Genomic DNA, 17,164 nt, shown 5'->3' with positions numbered 1-17,164 from the left:
TCAGTGCTCTCGGGTGAAGACGTGGAACCCGATCGGGTTCTGCCGGAACGCGTACGGCCGCCAGCCGTCGGAGCGCAGGCCGCACTCGCTCAGCAGCGGCAGGTAGCGGTTGATGCCCCGGACGACCTGGTAGTCGCCGTACACCCGGTCGCCCGGTTCCCCCCAGTCGCTGACCACCAGCCGTCCGCCCAGCCCCACCAGTGAGGCGAGGTTACGCACCGATCGTTCCCACTCGTCGTCGGCGAGAACATGGAACAGCACGTCGACCGCCAGGACCACGTCGTAGAACCAGGGGCTGCGCCACTGGGACAGCGGCGAGACGTGGAACCGGGCCGGGCCGCCCCGGTCCCGGCAGTACGCGATCGCGCTCTCGCTGGCGTCGATGCCGTCGACCTGGTGGCCGAACTGGGCGAGTTGCCGGCTGAACCAGCCCTTCCCGCACCCGGCGTCGAGCAGGTACAGCGGTGCCACCGGATCGGCGTTGTGCCCGATGATGTCCAGCAGCAGCCCGAGCCGCAGGATGTAGAACATCCGGTTCGTGCCCTCGTCGTACGACATGTCGCCGCCCGAGCGCAGGTAACCCTCGGTGCGGTGCCGCCGGTTCCAGTAGGCGGCGTTCTCCTCAGGCGACAGCAGCGTCATCGCGTCGCACCGCCCACCATCGTGGCCCGCCTCAGAAGACGGCCCGGACGTACGGGATCCGGGCCGCCCCGAGCGAGATCGCGAACGAGGTCACCAGCACCACCGCGAAGGTCCCCAGCATCAGCGGCAGGGACGCGCCCGCGGCGATGGCCGGCACGGTGAACCGGAGCACCTCGAAGACAAGCAGGTGGACCAGGAACACGCCGAAGGACGCCTCGGAGAGCCGGATTAGCCACCGGCCGACGCGGGGGGAGGGCTCCCGCTGGTCGCCGAGGGTCACGCCGACCAGGAAGATGCAGATGGTGGCCGCGGCGACGCTCGCCCCCAGGTAGCCGATCGGCATCAGGGTCTGCAGCAGTGGTCGCTCCGCCCGGGTGCCCCACTGCCACACCCCCTCGGCGAGCAGGGCGAGCCCGGCGACGGACGCCAGCACCAGGCCGCGCCGGCCCAGCCGGACCGTGCGCAGCGCCCACCCGGCGACGAAGTAGCCCACGTACGGCCACCACAGGGTGAGCGCGCCGAGGTGGATCGGCCGGGGCGCGCCCAGCCGGGCGGCGATCGCGGACCCCAGGAAGGCGATCACGGTGAACCCGAGCGCCACGCCCGCGAGGATCAAGGCCCGCCGCCGGCCGCCATCGCGCAGGAAGGCGACGAGCACCGGCGCCACCAGATACAGCCCGGCGATCAACCAGAGGAAATAGAGCGCGGTGAAGACCCGGGCGTCGAACAGCAGGACGCCCAGGCCCTCGATGGTGAGCCGTTCGCCGCGCAGCCCCATCCGGGCCACCACCAGGTAGACAACGTGCCAGACCACCAGGGCGGGGAGGATCCGGACGAAACGCTTACGATAGAAGGCGCCGGGACCGGCGGCGTGCGCCCGCGGGGAGAGGGTGAGCGCACCGCTGATCATGACAAACAGGGGCACGGTCCAGATCGCCCCGATGTCGATACCGGCCGCCAGCCACCACTCGACCGTGCCCCGCAGCTCGTCGTGACCCAGCACCATCCCGACCGTGTGGATCGCGACCACACCAGAGATCGCCAGGATCCGGAGCACGTCGAGGGAGTACTGGCGGGTGGGGCGTCCGGCGACCGGCGGGGTCCCGGCGGAGCCGGTCGAGGGGGCGGGAGATCGACGGTCACCCTCGAGAACGCTACGAGGAGCCGCCGCGGCGGCCTGCGCGGGAACACTCACCCGGCCCATCGTAGTGAGGGGTCGAGCTGCCCCGTTACGACGCCTAACTGTCCGATCGTCCGATGTCCGCGAGGCGTCCTCGGCGCTTGCCGTACACTCGCCGGGGTTCCGTGGCAGGAGACGGGGCCCGACAGGGGAGGCGGAGAAGCATCATGAGGTTCGACGGCGTGGCCGACCCGACCGCCCGGGGCCGGATCGTGATGCTGGTGGACAACGCCGTCAACGGGGACTCGCGGGTGCAGAAGGCCGCCCGATCCGCGGCGGAGGCCGGGTGGGAGGTCATCCTGCTGGGTAGATCGCCGGTCCTGGAGGCACGCAGCTGGTCCCTCGGCGACGCCCAGGTGCGGCTGCTGCCCATGCCCGATCCGCTCGCCCGCCGCCGGCACGAGTTCCGCCGCGCCTGGCTGCGGTGGCCGCTGGCGTACCCGCCCAGCGGGATCGCCGCGCACCGGGCCCAGGCGGTCAAGGCCTGGCAGGCCGATCTCGCCGTCCGGGCCGCTCAGCTCAAGCTGGCCGACCCCGACACCCCCCGCCTGGCGCTGCGCCGCCGCCTGCTGGACGCCGAGCGGCTCGCCGCCCAGACGACCCGGAAATGGGTCTCGTTCCGATACTGGCAGCTCACCCGGGCCCGCACCCGGCGCCGGTTCCGCAATCCGTGGGACCGCGCCTACACCCTGTTCTGGCAGGCGGTGAAGGGCGACGGCGCCTGGCGACGGCTGGAGCCGGGGCTGTGGGACTACGAACTGGCCTACGGGCCGGTGCTCGACGAACTGCGGCCGGACCTGATCCACGCCAACGACTTCCGCATGCTCGGGGTGGGCGCCCGCGCCAAGATCCGCGCCGCCGCCGCGGGGCGCGAGATCAAGCTGGTCTGGGACGCCCACGAGTTCCTGCCCGGCCTCCGACCCTGGCAGGACAATGCCCGCTGGCTGCCCGCGCACATGGCGCACGAGCGGGAGTACGCCCGGTACGCCGACGCGGTGATGACCGTCTCCGACGGCCTGGCCGAGCTGCTCCAGCGCCAGCACGGGCTGGCCGCCCTGCCCGACGTGGTGCTCAACGCTCCGGCCGCCGACCACGGCGAGGAGCTGGTTCCGGACGCTCCCGCGCCGGATCTGCGGGCGCTCTGCGGCATCGGCGCCGACACTCCGCTGCTGGTCTACAGCGGGGCCGCCGCCCGGCAGCGCGGGCTGGACGTCATGGTCGACGCGCTGCCGCAGCTGCCCGGGGTGCACGTCGCGCTGGTGGTCAACAAGCCCACCGGCCCGTACGTCTCCGGCCTCCTCGCCCGGGCGGCCAAGCTCGGGGTGGCCGACCGGGTGCACGCCCTGCCGTACGTGGCCCACTGGCAGGTGGTGCCCTTCCTGTCGGCGGCGGACGCCGGCGTGATCCCGATCCACCACTGGCCCAACCACGAGATCGCGCTGATCACCAAGTTCTTCGAGTACTCGCACGCGCGGCTGCCGCTGATCGTCAGCGACGTGCGGACGATGGCGGGCACCGTGCGGTCGACCGGCCAGGGCGAGGTGTTCCGAGCCGAGGACGTGGCCGACTACGTGCGCGCCGCCCGGGCGGTCCTGGCCGACCCGGCCCGCTACCGCACGGCGTACGACCGGCCCGGCCTGCTGGAGAGCTGGACCTGGGAGGCCCAGGCCAAGGTCCTGGACGTCGTCTACCGGCGGCTGCTGCCCGGGCGGCCCCGACCGGTCGGAGACGCGGCGGCGGGGGAGCCGGCGGCGCGGACGACCGACGCGCAGCCACCCGCGGGGGTCAGCGGGTGAACCGGCCCGACGTGACCGTCATCACCGCCGTCTACAACACCATGCCCTACCTGACGCGGTGCCTGACCTCACTGGTCGAGCAGACCATCGGCGCGGACCGGCTGGAGGTCATCGCGGTGGACGACGGCTCCACCGACGGCAGCGGCCGGGAACTGGACCGGTTCGCCCGGCTCCACCCGGGCACGGTCAAGGTGATCCACCAGCCCAACTCCGGCGGACCCGCCGCGCCCAGCAACCGCGGCCTGGAGCACGCCACCGGCCGGTATGTCTTCTTCATCGGCTCCGACGACTACCTCGGCCCGGAGGCGCTGGAGCGGCTCGTCGCGGCGGCGGACCGCTACGACTCCGACGTCGTGCTGGGCCGGACCGTCGGCGTCAACAGCCGCTACATCCACCAGGCGGTCTTCGCCCGGACCGAGCCCGACCTGGACCTGTTCGACTCGGCGCTGCCCTGGTCCCTGTCGAACACGAAGCTGTTCCGGCGGGATCTGATCGAGCGGTACGGGCTGCGGTACCCGGAGGACATGCCGGTCGGCAGCGACCAGCCGTTCACCATCGAGGCCTGCGTCCGAGCCCGCCGGATCTCCGTGCTGGCCGACTACGACTACTACTACGCGGTGCGCCGGCTCAACGCCCGCAACATCACCTACCGCAGCCGCCACCTGGAGCGGCTGGGCTGCGCCGAGTCGCTGGTGGAGTTCGTCGCCGGCCTGGTCGAGGCGGGCAAACGCCGCGACGCGATCCTGCTGCGGCACTTCACCTGGGAAGTCGCCAAGCTGCTGGAGAACGACTTCCTGGCGCTGGACCGGGGCGTGCAGGAGCAGGTCCGGGCCGGCGTACGCACGCTGGTCGAGCGCTACCTGACCGACGAGATCCGCGACCAGTTGCCGATCCAGGCCCGGGTGCGCCTGGGCACCGCCCGGTACGGGGAATTGGACGACCTGCTCGCCGTCATCCGGCAGGACGCCGAGGAGGGCATCCCGCCGGCCGTGGTCGACGGGGACCACTGGTACGCCGGCTACCCCGGCTTCCGCGACCCGCGACTCGGCATGGCCGACCGCTGGTTCGAGGTCACCGACCGGGTCGCCGACTGGATCGCCCGCCTGGACACCGTCTCCGTATCGTTCCTGGGCAACCGGACGCTGGCCGTGACGGCCCGCAGCCCGCGCGGGGACCTGCCACGGCTGGCCGCCGCGATCCGGCTCCGTGCCGGCGAGACCGTCAGCGCCGACGCCAAGCTCGAGGCGGACGGCAACGGGACCCTGGTGCGGGCGCAGCTTCCGCTGGCCGGGCTGCTCGCCGGCGTCGCCCCCGGTGGCGAGCTCCGGGTGGTCCGGGCGGAGGCCGAGGCGTTCGGTACCGTTGGTGAGACGGCCCTGCGCGGACCGGCGCGGCCCGTGCCACAGCGCACGGTGCAGCGGCGGGGAGGCCACCTGCACGTCCTTACCGCCACGACGAACCACAAGGGTGAGCTGGTGATCGCCGTAGCACCGCTGACGCCGCGCCGGCTGCTCGCCCGCCTGCGGCACAGGCTTCCACTAGGAGGAAAGAAGTAGCCATGAACATCTGCGTCGTCGCCCTGGGCAAGATCGGGCTGCCGCTCGCCGTGCAGTTCGCGTCCAAGGGCCACCGGGTGATCGGAGCGGACGTCTCCGAGCGGGTCGTGCAGCTGGTCAACGACGGCGCGGTGCCGTTCCCCGGTGAGACCGACCTGGACACCAAGCTCAAGGAGGCGGTCTCCGCCGGGCTGCTCAGCGCGACCACCGACACGGCCGCCGCGGTCGCCGAGTCCGAGGCCGTCGTCGTGGTCGTCCCCCTCTTCGTGGACGCCGAGGGCGTGCCGGACTTCGGCTGGATGGACGACGCCACCCGGGCCATCGCCCGCGGCCTCAAGCCGGGCACCCTGGTCAGCTACGAGACCACCCTGCCGGTCGGCACCACCCGCAACCGCTGGGCGCCGATGCTGGAGGAGGGCTCCGGCCTCACCGCCGGCGAGAACTTCCACCTGGTGTTCAGCCCGGAGCGGGTGCTCACCGGCCGGGTCTTCGCCGACCTGCGCCGCTACCCGAAGCTGGTCGGCGGCATCGACGAGGCGTCCGCCGCGCACGGCGTGCGCTTCTACGAGGCGGTGCTGGACTTCGACGAGCGCGCCGACCTCAACCGCCCGAACGGCGTCTGGGACCTGGGCTCGGCCGAGGCGTCCGAGCTGGCCAAGCTCGCCGAGACCACCTACCGCGACGTGAACATCGGCCTGGCGAACCAGTTCGCCCGGTTCGCCGACACCGTGGGCGTCGACGTCACCAAGGTCATCGAGGCCTGCAACACCCAGCCGTACAGCCACATCCACCAGCCGGGCATCGCGGTCGGCGGGCACTGCATCCCGATCTACCCGCGGATGTACCTGTGGAACGACCCGGCCGCCACCGTGGTCCGCTCGGCCCGCGAGGCCAACGCCGCCATGCCGCAGTACGCCGTCGACCTGCTGGCCGCCGCGTACGGCGACCTGACCGACGTGGAGGTGCTGGTGCTCGGCGCCGCCTACCGCGGCGGCGTGAAGGAGACCGCCTTCTCCGGCGTCTTCCCGACGGTCGAGGCGCTGCGGGCCCGGGGCGCCAAGCCGTACGTCTCCGACCCGATGTACACCACTGAGGAGTTGACCGCGCACGGGCTGCCGGCGTACGAGGGCCAGCCGGTCACCGCAGCGGTCGTCCAGGCCGACCACGCCGAGTACCGGACGCTCGGCCAGAGCGACCTGCCCGGCGTGACCGTGCTGGTGGACGGCCGCCGGGTGACCGACCCGGCCCGTTGGCCCGGCGTTCGCCGCGTCGTCATCGGCGGATGATCTGATCCCGGGCGGGTACGTCCCGCCCGGGTCAACTCCATGGGACCTGATCCGAACCCGAACGCCCGGACCTCCGGGGCCGGTCGCGGTGCCACCGCGGCCAGCGCGGGAGGCCCGGTGAGTCGGGGCCAGACGAGGAGTGACAGCGCCATCGACGCGGCAACCGGTGCGACGGAAACGCGCCCCCGGATTCTCTACCTGTCCTTCTACTTCCCGCCCAGCCGGGCCAGCGGCGTGTTCCGCGCCCGCGCCACCGCCAACCACCTGGCCCAGGCCGGCTGGGATGTGACGGTGCTGACGGCACCGAGGGAATTCTTCACCCACTATCTGTCCGACGCCAGCGACGAGACGCTGGAGGCGACGGTCGACCCGCGGGTACGCGTCGAGCGTCCCGCGATGAACATGCGCCACTGGGAGACGGACCTGCGCAAGTTCGGCCGGCTGCGGGCGAACTTCCCGATGCTCTCCGACCGGCTACACGCGGCGCTGCAGAAGGCCATCTTCCCCGAGCCTTATCTCGGCTGGATGCCCGGCGTCTTCCGGGCCGCGCGGCGGCTGCACAGCGAGCAGCGGTTCGACCTTGTCCTGGCGACCGGCAACCCGTTCGTCTCGTTCGCTGCGGCGAGGCTGCTCGGCCGCGCCTTCCGGGTGCCCTACGTGGTCGACTACCGGGATGCCTGGACCTTCAACCAGTTCACCGAGGAGCTCTCGGTGCCCGAGGGCGGCAAGGCGATGCGGTGGGAGGCCCGGATCCTGCGCGACGCGGCCGAGATCGTCTTCGTCAACGACGGGATGCGGCGCTGGCACGCCGAGCGCTACCCGTTCGCGGCGGACCGGATGCAGGTGGTGCCGAACGGCTGGGAGCCGGAGATCCTCGGCCGGCCGGAGCACACCGTGCCGGACCCGAACAAGCCGCTGCGGTTCGCCTACGTCGGCACCGTGACCTCGTACCTCCCCCTCGACGTGCTCTTCGCCGGGTGGCGGCAGGCCCGGCAGCATCCGCTGCTCGCCGATGCCGAGCTGGACATCCACGGCCACCTGGGATTCTTCCCCGACAACGCGCCGCCCCTGCGGCAGCGGATCGCCGAGGAGGAGGACATGGGCGTGCGCTACCGGGGCGCCTTCGGCAAGGCCGAGGCGGCCGGGGTGTACGCGCAGACCGACGGCCTGGTCTTCTGCGTGCCCGGCGCCCGCTACGTCACCTCCGGAAAGGTTTTCGAGTACATGGCTTCCGGCAAGCCGATCGTGTCGGTGCACGAGCCGGAGATCGCGGCGGTCGAGGTGCTGGAGGGCTATCCCCTCTGGTTCGCCGGTCCACGGCTCGACGCCGACTGCGTCGCCCACTCGTTCGTGGCAGCTGCCAAGGCCGCCCGGGACGTCGACCGGGACACCCATGAGGCCGCGCTTCGCCATGCGCACACCTACACCCGGGCGGCCACGCTCGGTCCCTGGGAGGCACGGCTGCGCCGACTCGCGGAGGGATCCCGGTGACGACTGCCGATCACAACGTCGTCTACCTGGCGCTCGGTAGCACCCGCGTGAGTGCCGCCGCCGCTCACCTCACCCAGCTGGTCGACCAGGGGCACCAGGTGCTGGCCGTCGTGGCCGACGTGCCGGAGTGGACCGGCGTCGACCTGCCCGCCGCCGCCACCGTGCATCGGGTCCCCCGGGACCCCCGGCAGGCGGTGCATGCCGCCCGCCGCATCGTGCTGGGCCAGCGCGGTCTGCTGGCCGGAGTCGATCTCCTGGTTGCCGGCGATCCGGAGGCCGTGCCGGTGGCGTACGCGGCGCGCCGCCGCCGGCGGGACCTGCCGGTCCGGTTCGAGCCGGTCGTGGACGAGGCGCGCCGGCCGGCTGCTGCCGACCTCGCCGTCGTCACTCCCTGGTATCCGTCACCGGCGGATCCGCTCGCCGGCACGTTCGTCCGCGCCGCGGTGGCCGCGCTCGGGCAGCGGTACGACCGGGTGTCCGTGCTGCACACGGAGGAGTGGCCGACGTCCTCCTCCTCGTCGGCGGCGCCGCTGGTCACCGTGACGCTGGAGCGGCTGGCCCGGCTCGTCGACGCCGCGGTGGTGCTCGACGAACCCGAGGCCGAACTGACCCGGATGGCAGTACCCCTGCTGGCCCGGCCCCGGGAGTTCGTCGCCCGGGCCGACGCGCACCTCGACGCGGTGCGCGCCGCGCTGCCCACCGGCCGGATCGAGGCGCCGGTGGTGCACGCGCACGGCGGCATGTTCGGCGGGGTGGTGGCGACCGCCCTGGCCCGGCCCGACGCCCGCATCGTGGTGATCGAGTCCTCGCCGCTGCTGGCGCAGATGCTGGCCCAGCCGGCGACCCGGGAACGCTACGAGAGGGTGCTGGAGCGGGCCGACGAGGTGGTCTGCACCAGCCCGTTCCTGTCCGAGATCCTCGGCGCGAACTTCCCCGCGCACCTGGACAAGCTCCGGGTCGTGCCGAAGATCGTCGACTTCGACATCCTGCCCGCGCGGTCCACGCCGCCGGCGCAGTTGCGCCGCTGGCTGCACGTCGGCCCGCTCCTTCAGCGGCGGGGCCTCTCGGTGGCCCTGGAGGCGTTCGCCGAGGTCGCCGCGGCGGATCCGCAGGTGACGCTGACCCTCGTCGACGCCGCCACGACGGGGCACCGGGTGACGGACCGCATCAAGGAGCTCAAGCTACGCGACCGGGTCACCTTCGTGCCCCCGGTGCCGCACACCGCTTTTGCCGACCTGCTGCACGGGCATGACCTCCTGGTGCACGCCGGCCAGCCGGAGGGGCTCGGCGAACTCCTGGTCGAGGCCGTCGCCACCGGCACGCCCCTGCTGGCGGCCGTCGAGGCGCCCACCGAGCCCATGCTGGCCGTGCTGTCCGAAGTGGCCGGGACGCTGGTCGAGACGGCGCAGGACGCCTCGGGGATGGTGGACGGCTACCGCCGTCTGGGCGCGCACCTCGGCAGCGCCGACGTGAGCGCCGCCCGGGCGGCGCTCCAGGCGCGGTACGAGGCGCCGGCCGTACTGCCTCAGTTGACCGGCGAACAGGTCCCGGATTCGGCCCCCGTGACGGCCCCGGCTCGCCCGGGTGGCCCGGCGGCGGCCGGTCCCGAACCGGCTGCGACTGCCACCCCGGCGACGTCCGCGGCGGAACGGATCGTCCTCGTCGCGATCAACGCACCCAGGTTCTACCCGGCCCGGGACTTCGCCCTGCGCGCCGCCGCGGCGGGCTTCGGCGTCGACGTCATCACCCACGACGCGAACCTGTGGCGGGAGGCGGCACGGGACCACCGGCTGCGTGTCCACCCGATCGACGTGGCAGAGTCCCGCCGTCCGATGCTTCGCGTCGAGCAGGCCATCGTCTACCGGGTGCCCGGCAAGGTGCTGTCCGCGGTCCGGAAGCGCACCCGCCGGCAGGAGTCCATCTGGCCCGAGCTCGGCGTCCTGAACGCACAGCGGGCGCACCGGAAGCTGGCGAGGCTGGTGCACGACTCCGGCTTCGAGCGGGGTTACCGGATCGTGCGGCCGAGAATCATGTGGCGCGTCGTTCGACGCGACGTGCTGCCCAAGCTGGACCTGACCCGCACCCGCCGGGTCGTGGTGGCGGGCACCTACGGGGTGACGGTCGGTTGGCAGCTCGCCCGCCGGCACCCCGATCTCGTCGTCACCACCTCGCTGCACGGCTTCGAGTAGCGGTGGGGCCGGTGGCCGGCTCGGGAGTTCCCGGCCGGCCACCGGTGCCGTCAGTGCTGCGCCGGGGGGTTGTCGACGTCCCGGGAGACGACCTCGCCCTTCTCGTCGACCCAGCCCTTCGGGCGCGCCGGGTTGCCGACCACCAGCTGGTACGGCTTGACGTCCTTGGTGACCACGGAACCGGCGGCGATCATGGCGTACTCGCCGACCTCGATGCCGCAGACCAGGGTGGCGTTGGCGCCGATCGAGGCGCCCCGGCGGACCAGGGTCGGGGTGATCGTCCAGTCCGGGTTCTGGGCGCGCGGGCGGAAGTCGTTGGTGAACACCGCGGACGGGCCGACGAAGACCTCGTCCTCGATGGTGACGCCCTGGTAGACCGAGACGTTGTTCTGGATCTTGACGCGGTCGCCGACGGTGACGTTCGCGTCGACGTACACGTTGCGCCCGATCACACAACCGGCACCGACCTGGGCGCTCGACCGGATGTGGGCCAGGTGCCAGACCTTGGTGCCGTCGCCGACCTGGGCACCGTCCTCCACCTCGGCCGTCGGGTGGACGAACACGGACGGGGAACGGTCGTTGGTGTCAGTCATCCTTCAACTCGCATCGTCGCAGGGCGCGCCGTCGCGCCATCGGAGCCGTGCGTCGGACCGCGCCCGGGGGACCGAGGCGACCGCGCGGGCCGGGACCAGCCGACACCCGGCGGCGGCGTCGGCCGGCCGGTGATCGGGCTCGCGTAGCATACCGAGCCCGCAGTCGAGCAACGCCGACAGCACGTCGGCGCCCGGTGGTCCGTCAGCGACTGTGGGCGGCGGCACCCGACGAAGCGCCAGCGGTCAGGGCGACCACTTCCAGATCAGGCTCAGGTAGACGCCGTAACCCGCGGAGACGACCACGAGAAACGCGAACACGGCCAGCATGGTGCTCCGCCGCGCCTTCGCCAGCCCCACGGCGACCGGCAGGAGCAGCGTGAAGGCGGGCATCAGGTAGCGGCCCTTCGCCCAGTAGTAGTTCTCCGTGCCGATGCTGAGCAGGAAGAACGTGATCGAGTAGACCACCAGGGGCAGCGGGTAGCGGTGCAGCACGAGCAGCGCGATCAGCACCACCGCGACACCCAGCAGCAGGGTGGACACGTACATCGGCAGCGAGGCCGGCTCGACCAGCACCTTCTTCAGCGTCCTGGCCGTCGAGACGCCGCCGTCAAAGCCGATCCGCCAGTACTTCTCCTGCATCTCGAAGTAGGCGTCGACCCGGCCGAGGCGGTGCCCGATCCAGGCCAGGTAACCCAGGTAGCCGAGTGGGGCAAGCAGCCCCGCCACCCACGGCCGCCAGCCGTCCTGGCGGCGGACGATCGCCACCAGAGCGGCCACCCCGACCGCCGCGATCAGGGTCGTGGCGGTCGGCCGGGAGAGGCCGGCGACCAGGCAGAGCAGGCCGGCGGTCAGCCACTGCCGGCGCAGCAGCGCGTAGAGCGTCCACGCGACGAGCGCGGTGAACACCGTCTCCGTGTAGGCCATGTTCTGCACGACGGCGTGCGGCAGGACCGCCCAGAGGGCCACCAGGATCAGGCCCACCTTGCGCGAGCCGAGGTGCGCGCCGACGGCGTAGATGCCCCAGGCGGCGGCCAGGCCGGCCGCCCAGGAGACGATCAGCGCGGCGACCTGGGTCGAGAACGGGGTGACGGCGGCGACCGCCGCGATCAGCCCCGGATAGAGCGGGAAGAACGGCAGGTTCGGTAGCGTGCTGTGGGACTTCGGGTGGTTGCCGACCATCCCGGTGTCGTATCCGTCGTCGGCGATCCCCACGTACCAGATGCCGTCGAACCGGCTGTGCAGCAGCGACCAGAAGTCCGCGCCGGACCGGTGGGCGAAGAGCCCGAGGACGACCAGCCCGCCGAGCCGCAGCAGGGCGTAGAGCGCGACCGGCGCCACCGCCGGGTGCCGGTGCCAGGGCCGCCCCGGACGTTCCGCGGCCGCGGCCTCCGTCCGGCCCTCCGCGTCGGCGCGCGATCCCGGGTCCCCGGGCCGTTGCCGAAGGGCGGTGGGGGCGTCGACGTCGGGAGCGAACGCCGGCTCGTCGTGCGCGGGGGCGGGAGCGGACACAAGGCAGAACCATAGCCCACCGGCCCGGCCCGCCGTACCCACGACGTGCCTGGGGCTCCCGTCGCGCGCGCACGTCTGCCACGATGCGTGGGCAGCAGGTAGAGGGAACGGAGGCACGGGTGCGGATCCTCCTGGTCGAGGACGATCGTCGGGTGGCCGGCGCCCTGTCCTCCGCACTGATCCGGCGGGGCTACGAGGTGGAGCACGCCGCCACCGTGGAAGCCGCCCTCTCCGCCGCCCCCTGCGATCTGGTGCTGCTCGACCTGACCCTGCCCGACGGCGACGGCACCGACCTGTGCCGGGAACTGCGCCGGCGCAGCAGCCAGCTCGGCATCATCGCGGTGACCGCCCGGGGCGAGGAACGCGACCGGGTGCTCGGCCTCCGGCTGGGCGCCGACGACTACGTGGTCAAGCCGTTCTCGATGGTCGAGCTCCAGGCGCGCATCGAGGCGGTGCTGCGGCGGGCGGCGCACACCGTGCCGGAGCGCAACCTGATCGAGGCGGGCGCGGTCCGCATCGACGTGGGCGGCCGGACGGTCAGCGTGGCCGGCCGAGCGGTGGCGCTCACCCGCAAGGAGTTCGACATCCTGGTCTCCCTGGCCCGGCAGCCCGGCGTGGCCGTGCCGCGGGACCGGATCCTGCTCGACGTCTGGGGCACCACCTGGGCGGACCGGCACACGGTCGAGGTGCACGTCGGCTCGCTGCGGGGCAAGCTCGGCGACCCGAAGCTGGTGGAGACCGTACGCGGGGTCGGCTACCGGCTCCGCGGCGAGTGAGGGGGCCGGGGTGCGCCGCCGGCTGGTGATCAGCTATCTGCTGCTGATGGTGCTGGTGCTGATGGCCCTGGAGACGCCGCTGGCGGTCACCCTGGCCACCCGGGAGACCGACCGGGTCCGCGCCGACCGGCTCGCCGACGCCACCCGGTTCGCCTCGCTGGGCGGCCCGGCGCTGCGCGGCGGCGGGCCCGGCCCGCTCGACAGCGAGCTGGCCGCCTACGACGACCTGTACGGCATCGCGGCCGCACTGGTCGACCGGGAGGGCGGTACCGTGACCGCCTCGGTGAGCTGGCAGCCCGGCTCGGGCACCGCCGTCGCTCTGGACACCGCGCTGGCCGGCCAGCAGTTCAGCGGGCCCGACTCGGTGTGGCCCTGGGTGAACGAACCGGTCGTGGTGGCGGTCCCGGTCACCGACGGCGGCGAGGTGCTCGGCGCGGTGGTCACCGCGACCCCGGCCGGCAAGGTCCGACGTACCGTGGCCTCCTGGTGGCTGCTGCTCACCGCGATCGGCCTGCTCGTGGTGCTGGCCTGCATCTCCACCGCGTTCGGACTGGCCGGCTGGGTGCTGCGCCCGGTCACCGAGCTGGACGCGGTGACCCACGAGATCGCCGAGGGCGACCGCACCGCCCGGGTACGCCCCCGGCTCGGTCCGCCCGAGCTGCGCCGGCTGGCGGCGAGCTTCAACAACATGGCCGACGCGGTCTCCGACGTGATGGACCGGCAGCGGGCGTTCGTGGCGCACGCCAGCCACCAGCTGCGCAACCCGCTGACCGCGCTGCGGCTGCGGGTGGAGGAGCTGGGACCGAGCCTGACCGACGACGACGGCCGCGCCGAGCACCGGCTGGCGCTGGAGGAGACCGACCGGCTGGCCACCCTGCTCGACGCCCTGCTCACCCTGGCCCGGGCCGAACGGGCGGAGAACCAGCGCGTCACCGTGGACGCCGCCGAGGTCGCAGCCTCCCGGGTGGCGGCCTGGCTGCCGCTGGCCCGGCACCGGTCGGTCACCCTCCGGCTGGACGCGGCCGCGGCGCCCGCGTACGCCCGGACCGTGCCGACCGCGATCGACCAGGCGCTCGATGCGCTGATCGACAACGCGGTCAAGTTCAGCGGTACCGGGGAAGAGGTGACCGTGGCGGTACGCCCCGCCGACGGCGGAATCGCGCTGCAGGTGCGGGACACCGGCCCGGGCATGACGGCCAGCCAGCTCGACCAGGCCACCGAGCGATTCTGGCGGGCGCCCGACGTGCAGAACGTGGACGGGGCCGGGCTGGGGCTGACCATCGTGGCGGTGCTGGTCGACGCCTCTGACGGCCGGTTGACGATGCGCCAGGGCCGGCCCCGGGGGCTGGTCGCCGAGCTGTGGTTCCCGAGCCCGGAGGAACCCGTCGCGGGCCCGGCGAGCGGCGACGGCACGGACGGCACCGGCCCGGCCGAGCGGGTCGGCTCCGCCGCCGGCTGAGCCCGCGCCGCGGCTCCCGGGGTCGGGGTCAGGGTTTGGTCGACCGGTACCAGCCCGCCGCCCCCGGATGCAACGGGAGCGGGGTGGTGACGATCGCGGACCGGGGACTCATCCGGCCGGCCGCCGGATGAGCCGCGGCCAGCTCCTCCCGGCGGTCCATCAGCAGCCGGGTCAGCTCCCGCACCAACGCCTCCGGTAGGTCGGCGCGGACGATCAGGTAGTTCGGGTTGGCCACCGTGCTGATCGGGTCCACGCCGTACACCGAGCGGGGAACGTCCCGGGTGACGTACACCTGCCCGTACCGGCGGCGCAGCGGCTCGGTCCACTCACCCAGGTCGACCAGCCGGATCGCGGTGCTCTCGGCCAGGTCCGCCACGCCGCGTACCGGCAGGCCGCCGGAGAAGAAGAACGCGTCGATCCGGCCGGCCCGCAGCGCCGCCAGCGAGTCGTCCAGGCCCAGGTGCTCCTGCCAGACCTGGTCGCCGCCGAGCTGCGCCACCTCCAGCAGGCGAATGGCGGTGACCTCGGTGCCGGAGCCGTAGGCGCCCACCGACACCCGCCGCCCGCGCAGGTCGGCGAGCGTGCGTACCGGGCCGCCGGCGGTGGTGACCAGGTGCAGCAGGTCGTCGTAGACCCGGGCCACGGCGAGTACGGCGGGGTGGTCCGGGGACCGGGGTGGCAGCACGTCGGCCTGGGTGAAGCCCAGCTCCGCCTCCCCAGAGCCGACCAGCCGGACGTTCTGCGCGGACGCCGCGGTGACCACCACGCTGGCCTGCACCCCGGGCAGCTCCCGGTTGAGGATGGCGGCGAGCGACTGGCCGAAGGCGTGGTAGACGGCGGTCGGGCTGCCCGTGGCGATCCGGATCCGCACGGCCGGGGTCGGCGCGTCCCGGCAGCCGGCGAGCCCGCCCAGGGTCGACACCAACAGCAGCACCAGGGCCGCCGGCGCCGAGGTCGGCCGCCGGCCGCGCACAGACCAGCGTCGGCTCACGCGCTGCACTCTGCGCTGTGCACCCGCCGCCGCGCAAGCCCGGACGCGGCGCCGGTGGTCCCGCCCGGCGCGGTGCGGACGGTTCGGCCCGGCGACGCCGCGCGGCGGCCGGGCCGGGCGGACGGCTCAGCAGGCCTGCGCCGGGGCGAGGGTGGCGCTGTCCACGATCCGTGCGCGGTGCGGGCCGTTGGGCACGCTCACCAGGAAGCAGCCGCCGCCGGGCCGGAGCACCGCCGGGACGTCCAGCAGCGCCGCGCTGCGGACCAGGACCGCGGCCAGGTCCCGGTCGGTCAGCCGGACGCCGAGACAATGCCGGCGGACGTGCCGCCCGCCGGCCAGCAGCGCCGCCCGCCAGGCCGCCGCGGCCAACCGGGGCCGCCACACCCGCCGGGCCGGGGAGGCGCCGGGGACGGGCCCGCCGAGCAGCTCCCGGCGGCCCTGCCGCCAGCCGGTCTCCAGCAGGATCGCGTACGCCGACCAGTGCTCCCGGGGCACGGACAACCGGTGCAGCTCGTAGCGGCGGCGCAGGCCGCCGGTGGTCAGCTCGTGCTCCACCGGTACGTCCAGGCGGCCGAGCAGCTGCCGCATCCGGTGCGCCGCGGCCTCGTGGTTGAACTCGGCGACCCCGCCCCGGTACGTGCCGGTGTCGACCCGGCGGCCGTCGGTGGCCGGGGGCGGAGTGCAGCGCATCAGGCAGGCGACCTCGAACGCGTCGGCCAGGGTCAGCCAGTCCAGCGGTGGGAGCGGCAGCGACCGGTGTGGCCGGTCGAGCAGCGTGGAGTCGGCGGCCATGGCAGGAACTCCTTGTCGGCGTGGGGTTCCCTTACCGTGGCCCCCCGGCCGGCACGACGAAACCGCTGCGCCCGAGCCTTGAGGAAAAATTGCGGCTACAACTCCGTCACGACGACGTCAACCTGGCGTGGCCGGCCGGCGGGCCCGGGCTGCTCCTCGACCGTGTACTTCAGGTCCCGCAGCGCTCCCACCAGGGCGGCGGTGGTGCGTGGCCGGACGCCGGCCGTGAGCAGGTCGCGGACCAGCCGCCCCTTGGTGGCCTTGTTGAAGTGGCTCACCACCGACCGGGTCGGCACCCCGTCGACGTCGCGCTCGTGCAGCACCCGCACCGTCACCGTGCGCTCCGCGACCTCCCCGCGCGGCGCCCAGGTGGCCACGTACGCGCCGGAACGCAGGTCCAGCACTGGCCCTCGACCGGCCGCTGCCGCCATCGCCGGGACCAGCGCCCGCCGCCAGTACGCCGACAGCGCGCCGATTCCCGGCAGCTTCGCCCCCACGGGGCAGCGGTACGGCGGGATCCGGTCGGTGAGGCGTACCGCGCCCCACAGGCCGGAGCTGACCAGCACCGAGCGGCGGGCCAGCCGGGCCGCGGCGGGCGGCAGCGAGGCCAGGTCGAGCGCCTCGTAGAGCACCCCGGTGTAGATCCGGTCGGCCGGCGCGGTCGCCGCCACGCGCAGCCGGGCGTTGCGGCGCAGTTCGCCGCCCTGCCCCTCGCTGAGGCCCAGCGCGGCCCGGGCCGCCCCGTCGTCCGGCCCGGCGCAGAGCGCCACGAGCGCGGCTAGCACCTCCTCCCGGGCCGGGGTCAGCTCCGGCAGCGAGAGCCGGGACAGGTCCAGCCGGCGACCGGTGCCGGCCTCGGCCTTCCCCTCGGACGGGGGCAGCAGGATGAGCATCGGCTCAGCGT

At 73.7% G+C, this 17,164-nt stretch carries 14 protein-coding genes; 7 read left to right on the top strand and 7 right to left on the bottom strand.

What is annotated here, in order from left to right; translation table 11 throughout:
* Complete coding sequence (locus A6A27_RS38945) at positions 1–642, bottom strand: class I SAM-dependent methyltransferase (RefSeq protein WP_073839652.1); 642 nt, start codon at positions 640–642, stop codon at positions 1–3.
* 31 nt (positions 643–673) lie between these two features.
* Positions 674–1,837, bottom strand: coding sequence for an acyltransferase (locus tag A6A27_RS38940; RefSeq protein WP_158074138.1), 1,164 nt, complete (start codon positions 1,835–1,837; stop codon positions 674–676).
* 152 nt (positions 1,838–1,989) lie between these two features.
* Here A6A27_RS38940 and A6A27_RS38935 point away from each other — a divergent pair, with 152 nt between their 5' ends.
* The 5 genes from A6A27_RS38935 (at position 1,990) to A6A27_RS38915 (ending at position 10,140) form a co-directional block, all read left to right on the top strand.
* Positions 1,990–3,618, top strand: coding sequence for a glycosyltransferase family 4 protein (locus tag A6A27_RS38935; RefSeq protein WP_443190036.1), 1,629 nt, complete (start codon positions 1,990–1,992; stop codon positions 3,616–3,618).
* Positions 3,615–5,174: a glycosyltransferase family 2 protein gene (locus A6A27_RS38930; RefSeq protein WP_073839650.1), complete on the top strand. Its 1,560-nt coding sequence runs from the start codon at positions 3,615–3,617 to the stop codon at positions 5,172–5,174. The genes A6A27_RS38935 and A6A27_RS38930 overlap by 4 nt, the downstream gene beginning before the upstream one ends.
* 2 nt (positions 5,175–5,176) lie before the next feature.
* Positions 5,177–6,460, top strand: a complete 1,284-nt coding sequence (locus A6A27_RS38925; RefSeq protein ID WP_073839649.1) for a nucleotide sugar dehydrogenase — start codon at positions 5,177–5,179, stop codon at positions 6,458–6,460.
* 117 nt (positions 6,461–6,577) lie between these two features.
* A complete protein-coding gene (locus A6A27_RS38920; RefSeq protein ID WP_241825663.1) occupies positions 6,578–7,951 on the top strand; it encodes a glycosyltransferase in 1,374 nt (457 codons plus the stop codon).
* Positions 7,948–10,140 carry a glycosyltransferase gene (locus tag A6A27_RS38915; RefSeq protein ID WP_083673206.1) on the top strand — a complete coding sequence of 731 codons (2,193 nt, stop codon included), beginning with the start codon at positions 7,948–7,950 and terminating at the stop codon, positions 10,138–10,140. The genes A6A27_RS38920 and A6A27_RS38915 overlap by 4 nt, the downstream gene beginning before the upstream one ends.
* 50 nt (positions 10,141–10,190) lie before the next feature.
* Here the strand turns inward: A6A27_RS38915 and A6A27_RS38910 are convergent, their stop codons facing one another.
* Positions 10,191–10,733 (bottom strand): acyltransferase, encoded by a 543-nt coding sequence (locus tag A6A27_RS38910; RefSeq protein WP_073839648.1) that lies wholly within the window; start codon positions 10,731–10,733, stop codon positions 10,191–10,193.
* Positions 10,734–10,976: 243 nt separating this feature from the next.
* Positions 10,977–12,242, bottom strand: coding sequence for a glycosyltransferase family 39 protein (locus tag A6A27_RS38900; protein WP_241825662.1), 1,266 nt, complete (start codon positions 12,240–12,242; stop codon positions 10,977–10,979).
* A gap of 83 nt (positions 12,243–12,325) precedes the next feature.
* Here A6A27_RS38900 and A6A27_RS38895 point away from each other — a divergent pair, with 83 nt between their 5' ends.
* Together A6A27_RS38895 and A6A27_RS38890 are read left to right on the top strand one after the other, a co-directional pair.
* The gene (locus A6A27_RS38895; protein WP_198940635.1) at positions 12,326–13,018 is read left to right on the top strand and encodes a response regulator transcription factor; all 693 of its coding nucleotides are present in this window, start codon (positions 12,326–12,328) and stop codon (positions 13,016–13,018) included.
* 10 nt (positions 13,019–13,028) lie between these two features.
* Positions 13,029–14,477 carry a sensor histidine kinase gene (locus A6A27_RS38890; protein WP_073839645.1) on the top strand — a complete coding sequence of 483 codons (1,449 nt, stop codon included), beginning with the start codon at positions 13,029–13,031 and terminating at the stop codon, positions 14,475–14,477.
* Between the two features lie 28 nt (positions 14,478–14,505).
* Here the strand turns inward: A6A27_RS38890 and A6A27_RS38885 are convergent, their stop codons facing one another.
* From A6A27_RS38885 to yaaA, 3 genes are all read right to left on the bottom strand, one after another.
* Entirely contained in the window at positions 14,506–15,468 is a 963-nt protein-coding gene (locus A6A27_RS38885; RefSeq protein ID WP_073839644.1) for a TAXI family TRAP transporter solute-binding subunit, read from the bottom strand.
* Positions 15,469–15,594: 126 nt separating this feature from the next.
* Positions 15,595–16,260 (bottom strand): hypothetical protein, encoded by a 666-nt coding sequence (locus A6A27_RS38880; protein WP_073839643.1) that lies wholly within the window; start codon positions 16,258–16,260, stop codon positions 15,595–15,597.
* A 95-nt stretch (positions 16,261–16,355) separates the two neighbouring features.
* Positions 16,356–17,153 (bottom strand): peroxide stress protein YaaA, encoded by a 798-nt coding sequence (gene yaaA / locus A6A27_RS38875; protein WP_073839642.1) that lies wholly within the window; start codon positions 17,151–17,153, stop codon positions 16,356–16,358.
* Positions 17,154–17,164: the final 11 nt, after the last annotated feature.

It is taken from the genome of Micromonospora sp. CB01531, assembly GCF_001905095.1.
Lineage (GTDB): Bacteria > Actinomycetota > Actinomycetes > Mycobacteriales > Micromonosporaceae > Micromonospora.
Note: the sequence above shows the minus strand (reverse complement) of the source record. Positions and strands in the feature narration are given on the sequence as shown.

Coding starts and splice junctions, on each gene's coding strand:
- A6A27_RS38945 (WP_073839652.1), bottom strand. CDS start 642: ATGACGCTGCTGTCGCCTGAGGAGAACGCCGCCTACTGGAACCGGCGG.
- A6A27_RS38935 (WP_443190036.1), top strand. CDS start 1,990: ATGAGGTTCGACGGCGTGGCCGACCCGACCGCCCGGGGCCGGATCGTG.
- A6A27_RS38925 (WP_073839649.1), top strand. CDS start 5,177: ATGAACATCTGCGTCGTCGCCCTGGGCAAGATCGGGCTGCCGCTCGCC.
- A6A27_RS38910 (WP_073839648.1), bottom strand. CDS start 10,733: ATGACTGACACCAACGACCGTTCCCCGTCCGTGTTCGTCCACCCGACG.
- A6A27_RS38895 (WP_198940635.1), top strand. CDS start 12,326: ATGCGTGGGCAGCAGGTAGAGGGAACGGAGGCACGGGTGCGGATCCTC.
- A6A27_RS38880 (WP_073839643.1), bottom strand. CDS start 16,260: ATGGCCGCCGACTCCACGCTGCTCGACCGGCCACACCGGTCGCTGCCG.
- yaaA (WP_073839642.1), bottom strand. CDS start 17,153: ATGCTCATCCTGCTGCCCCCGTCCGAGGGGAAGGCCGAGGCCGGCACC.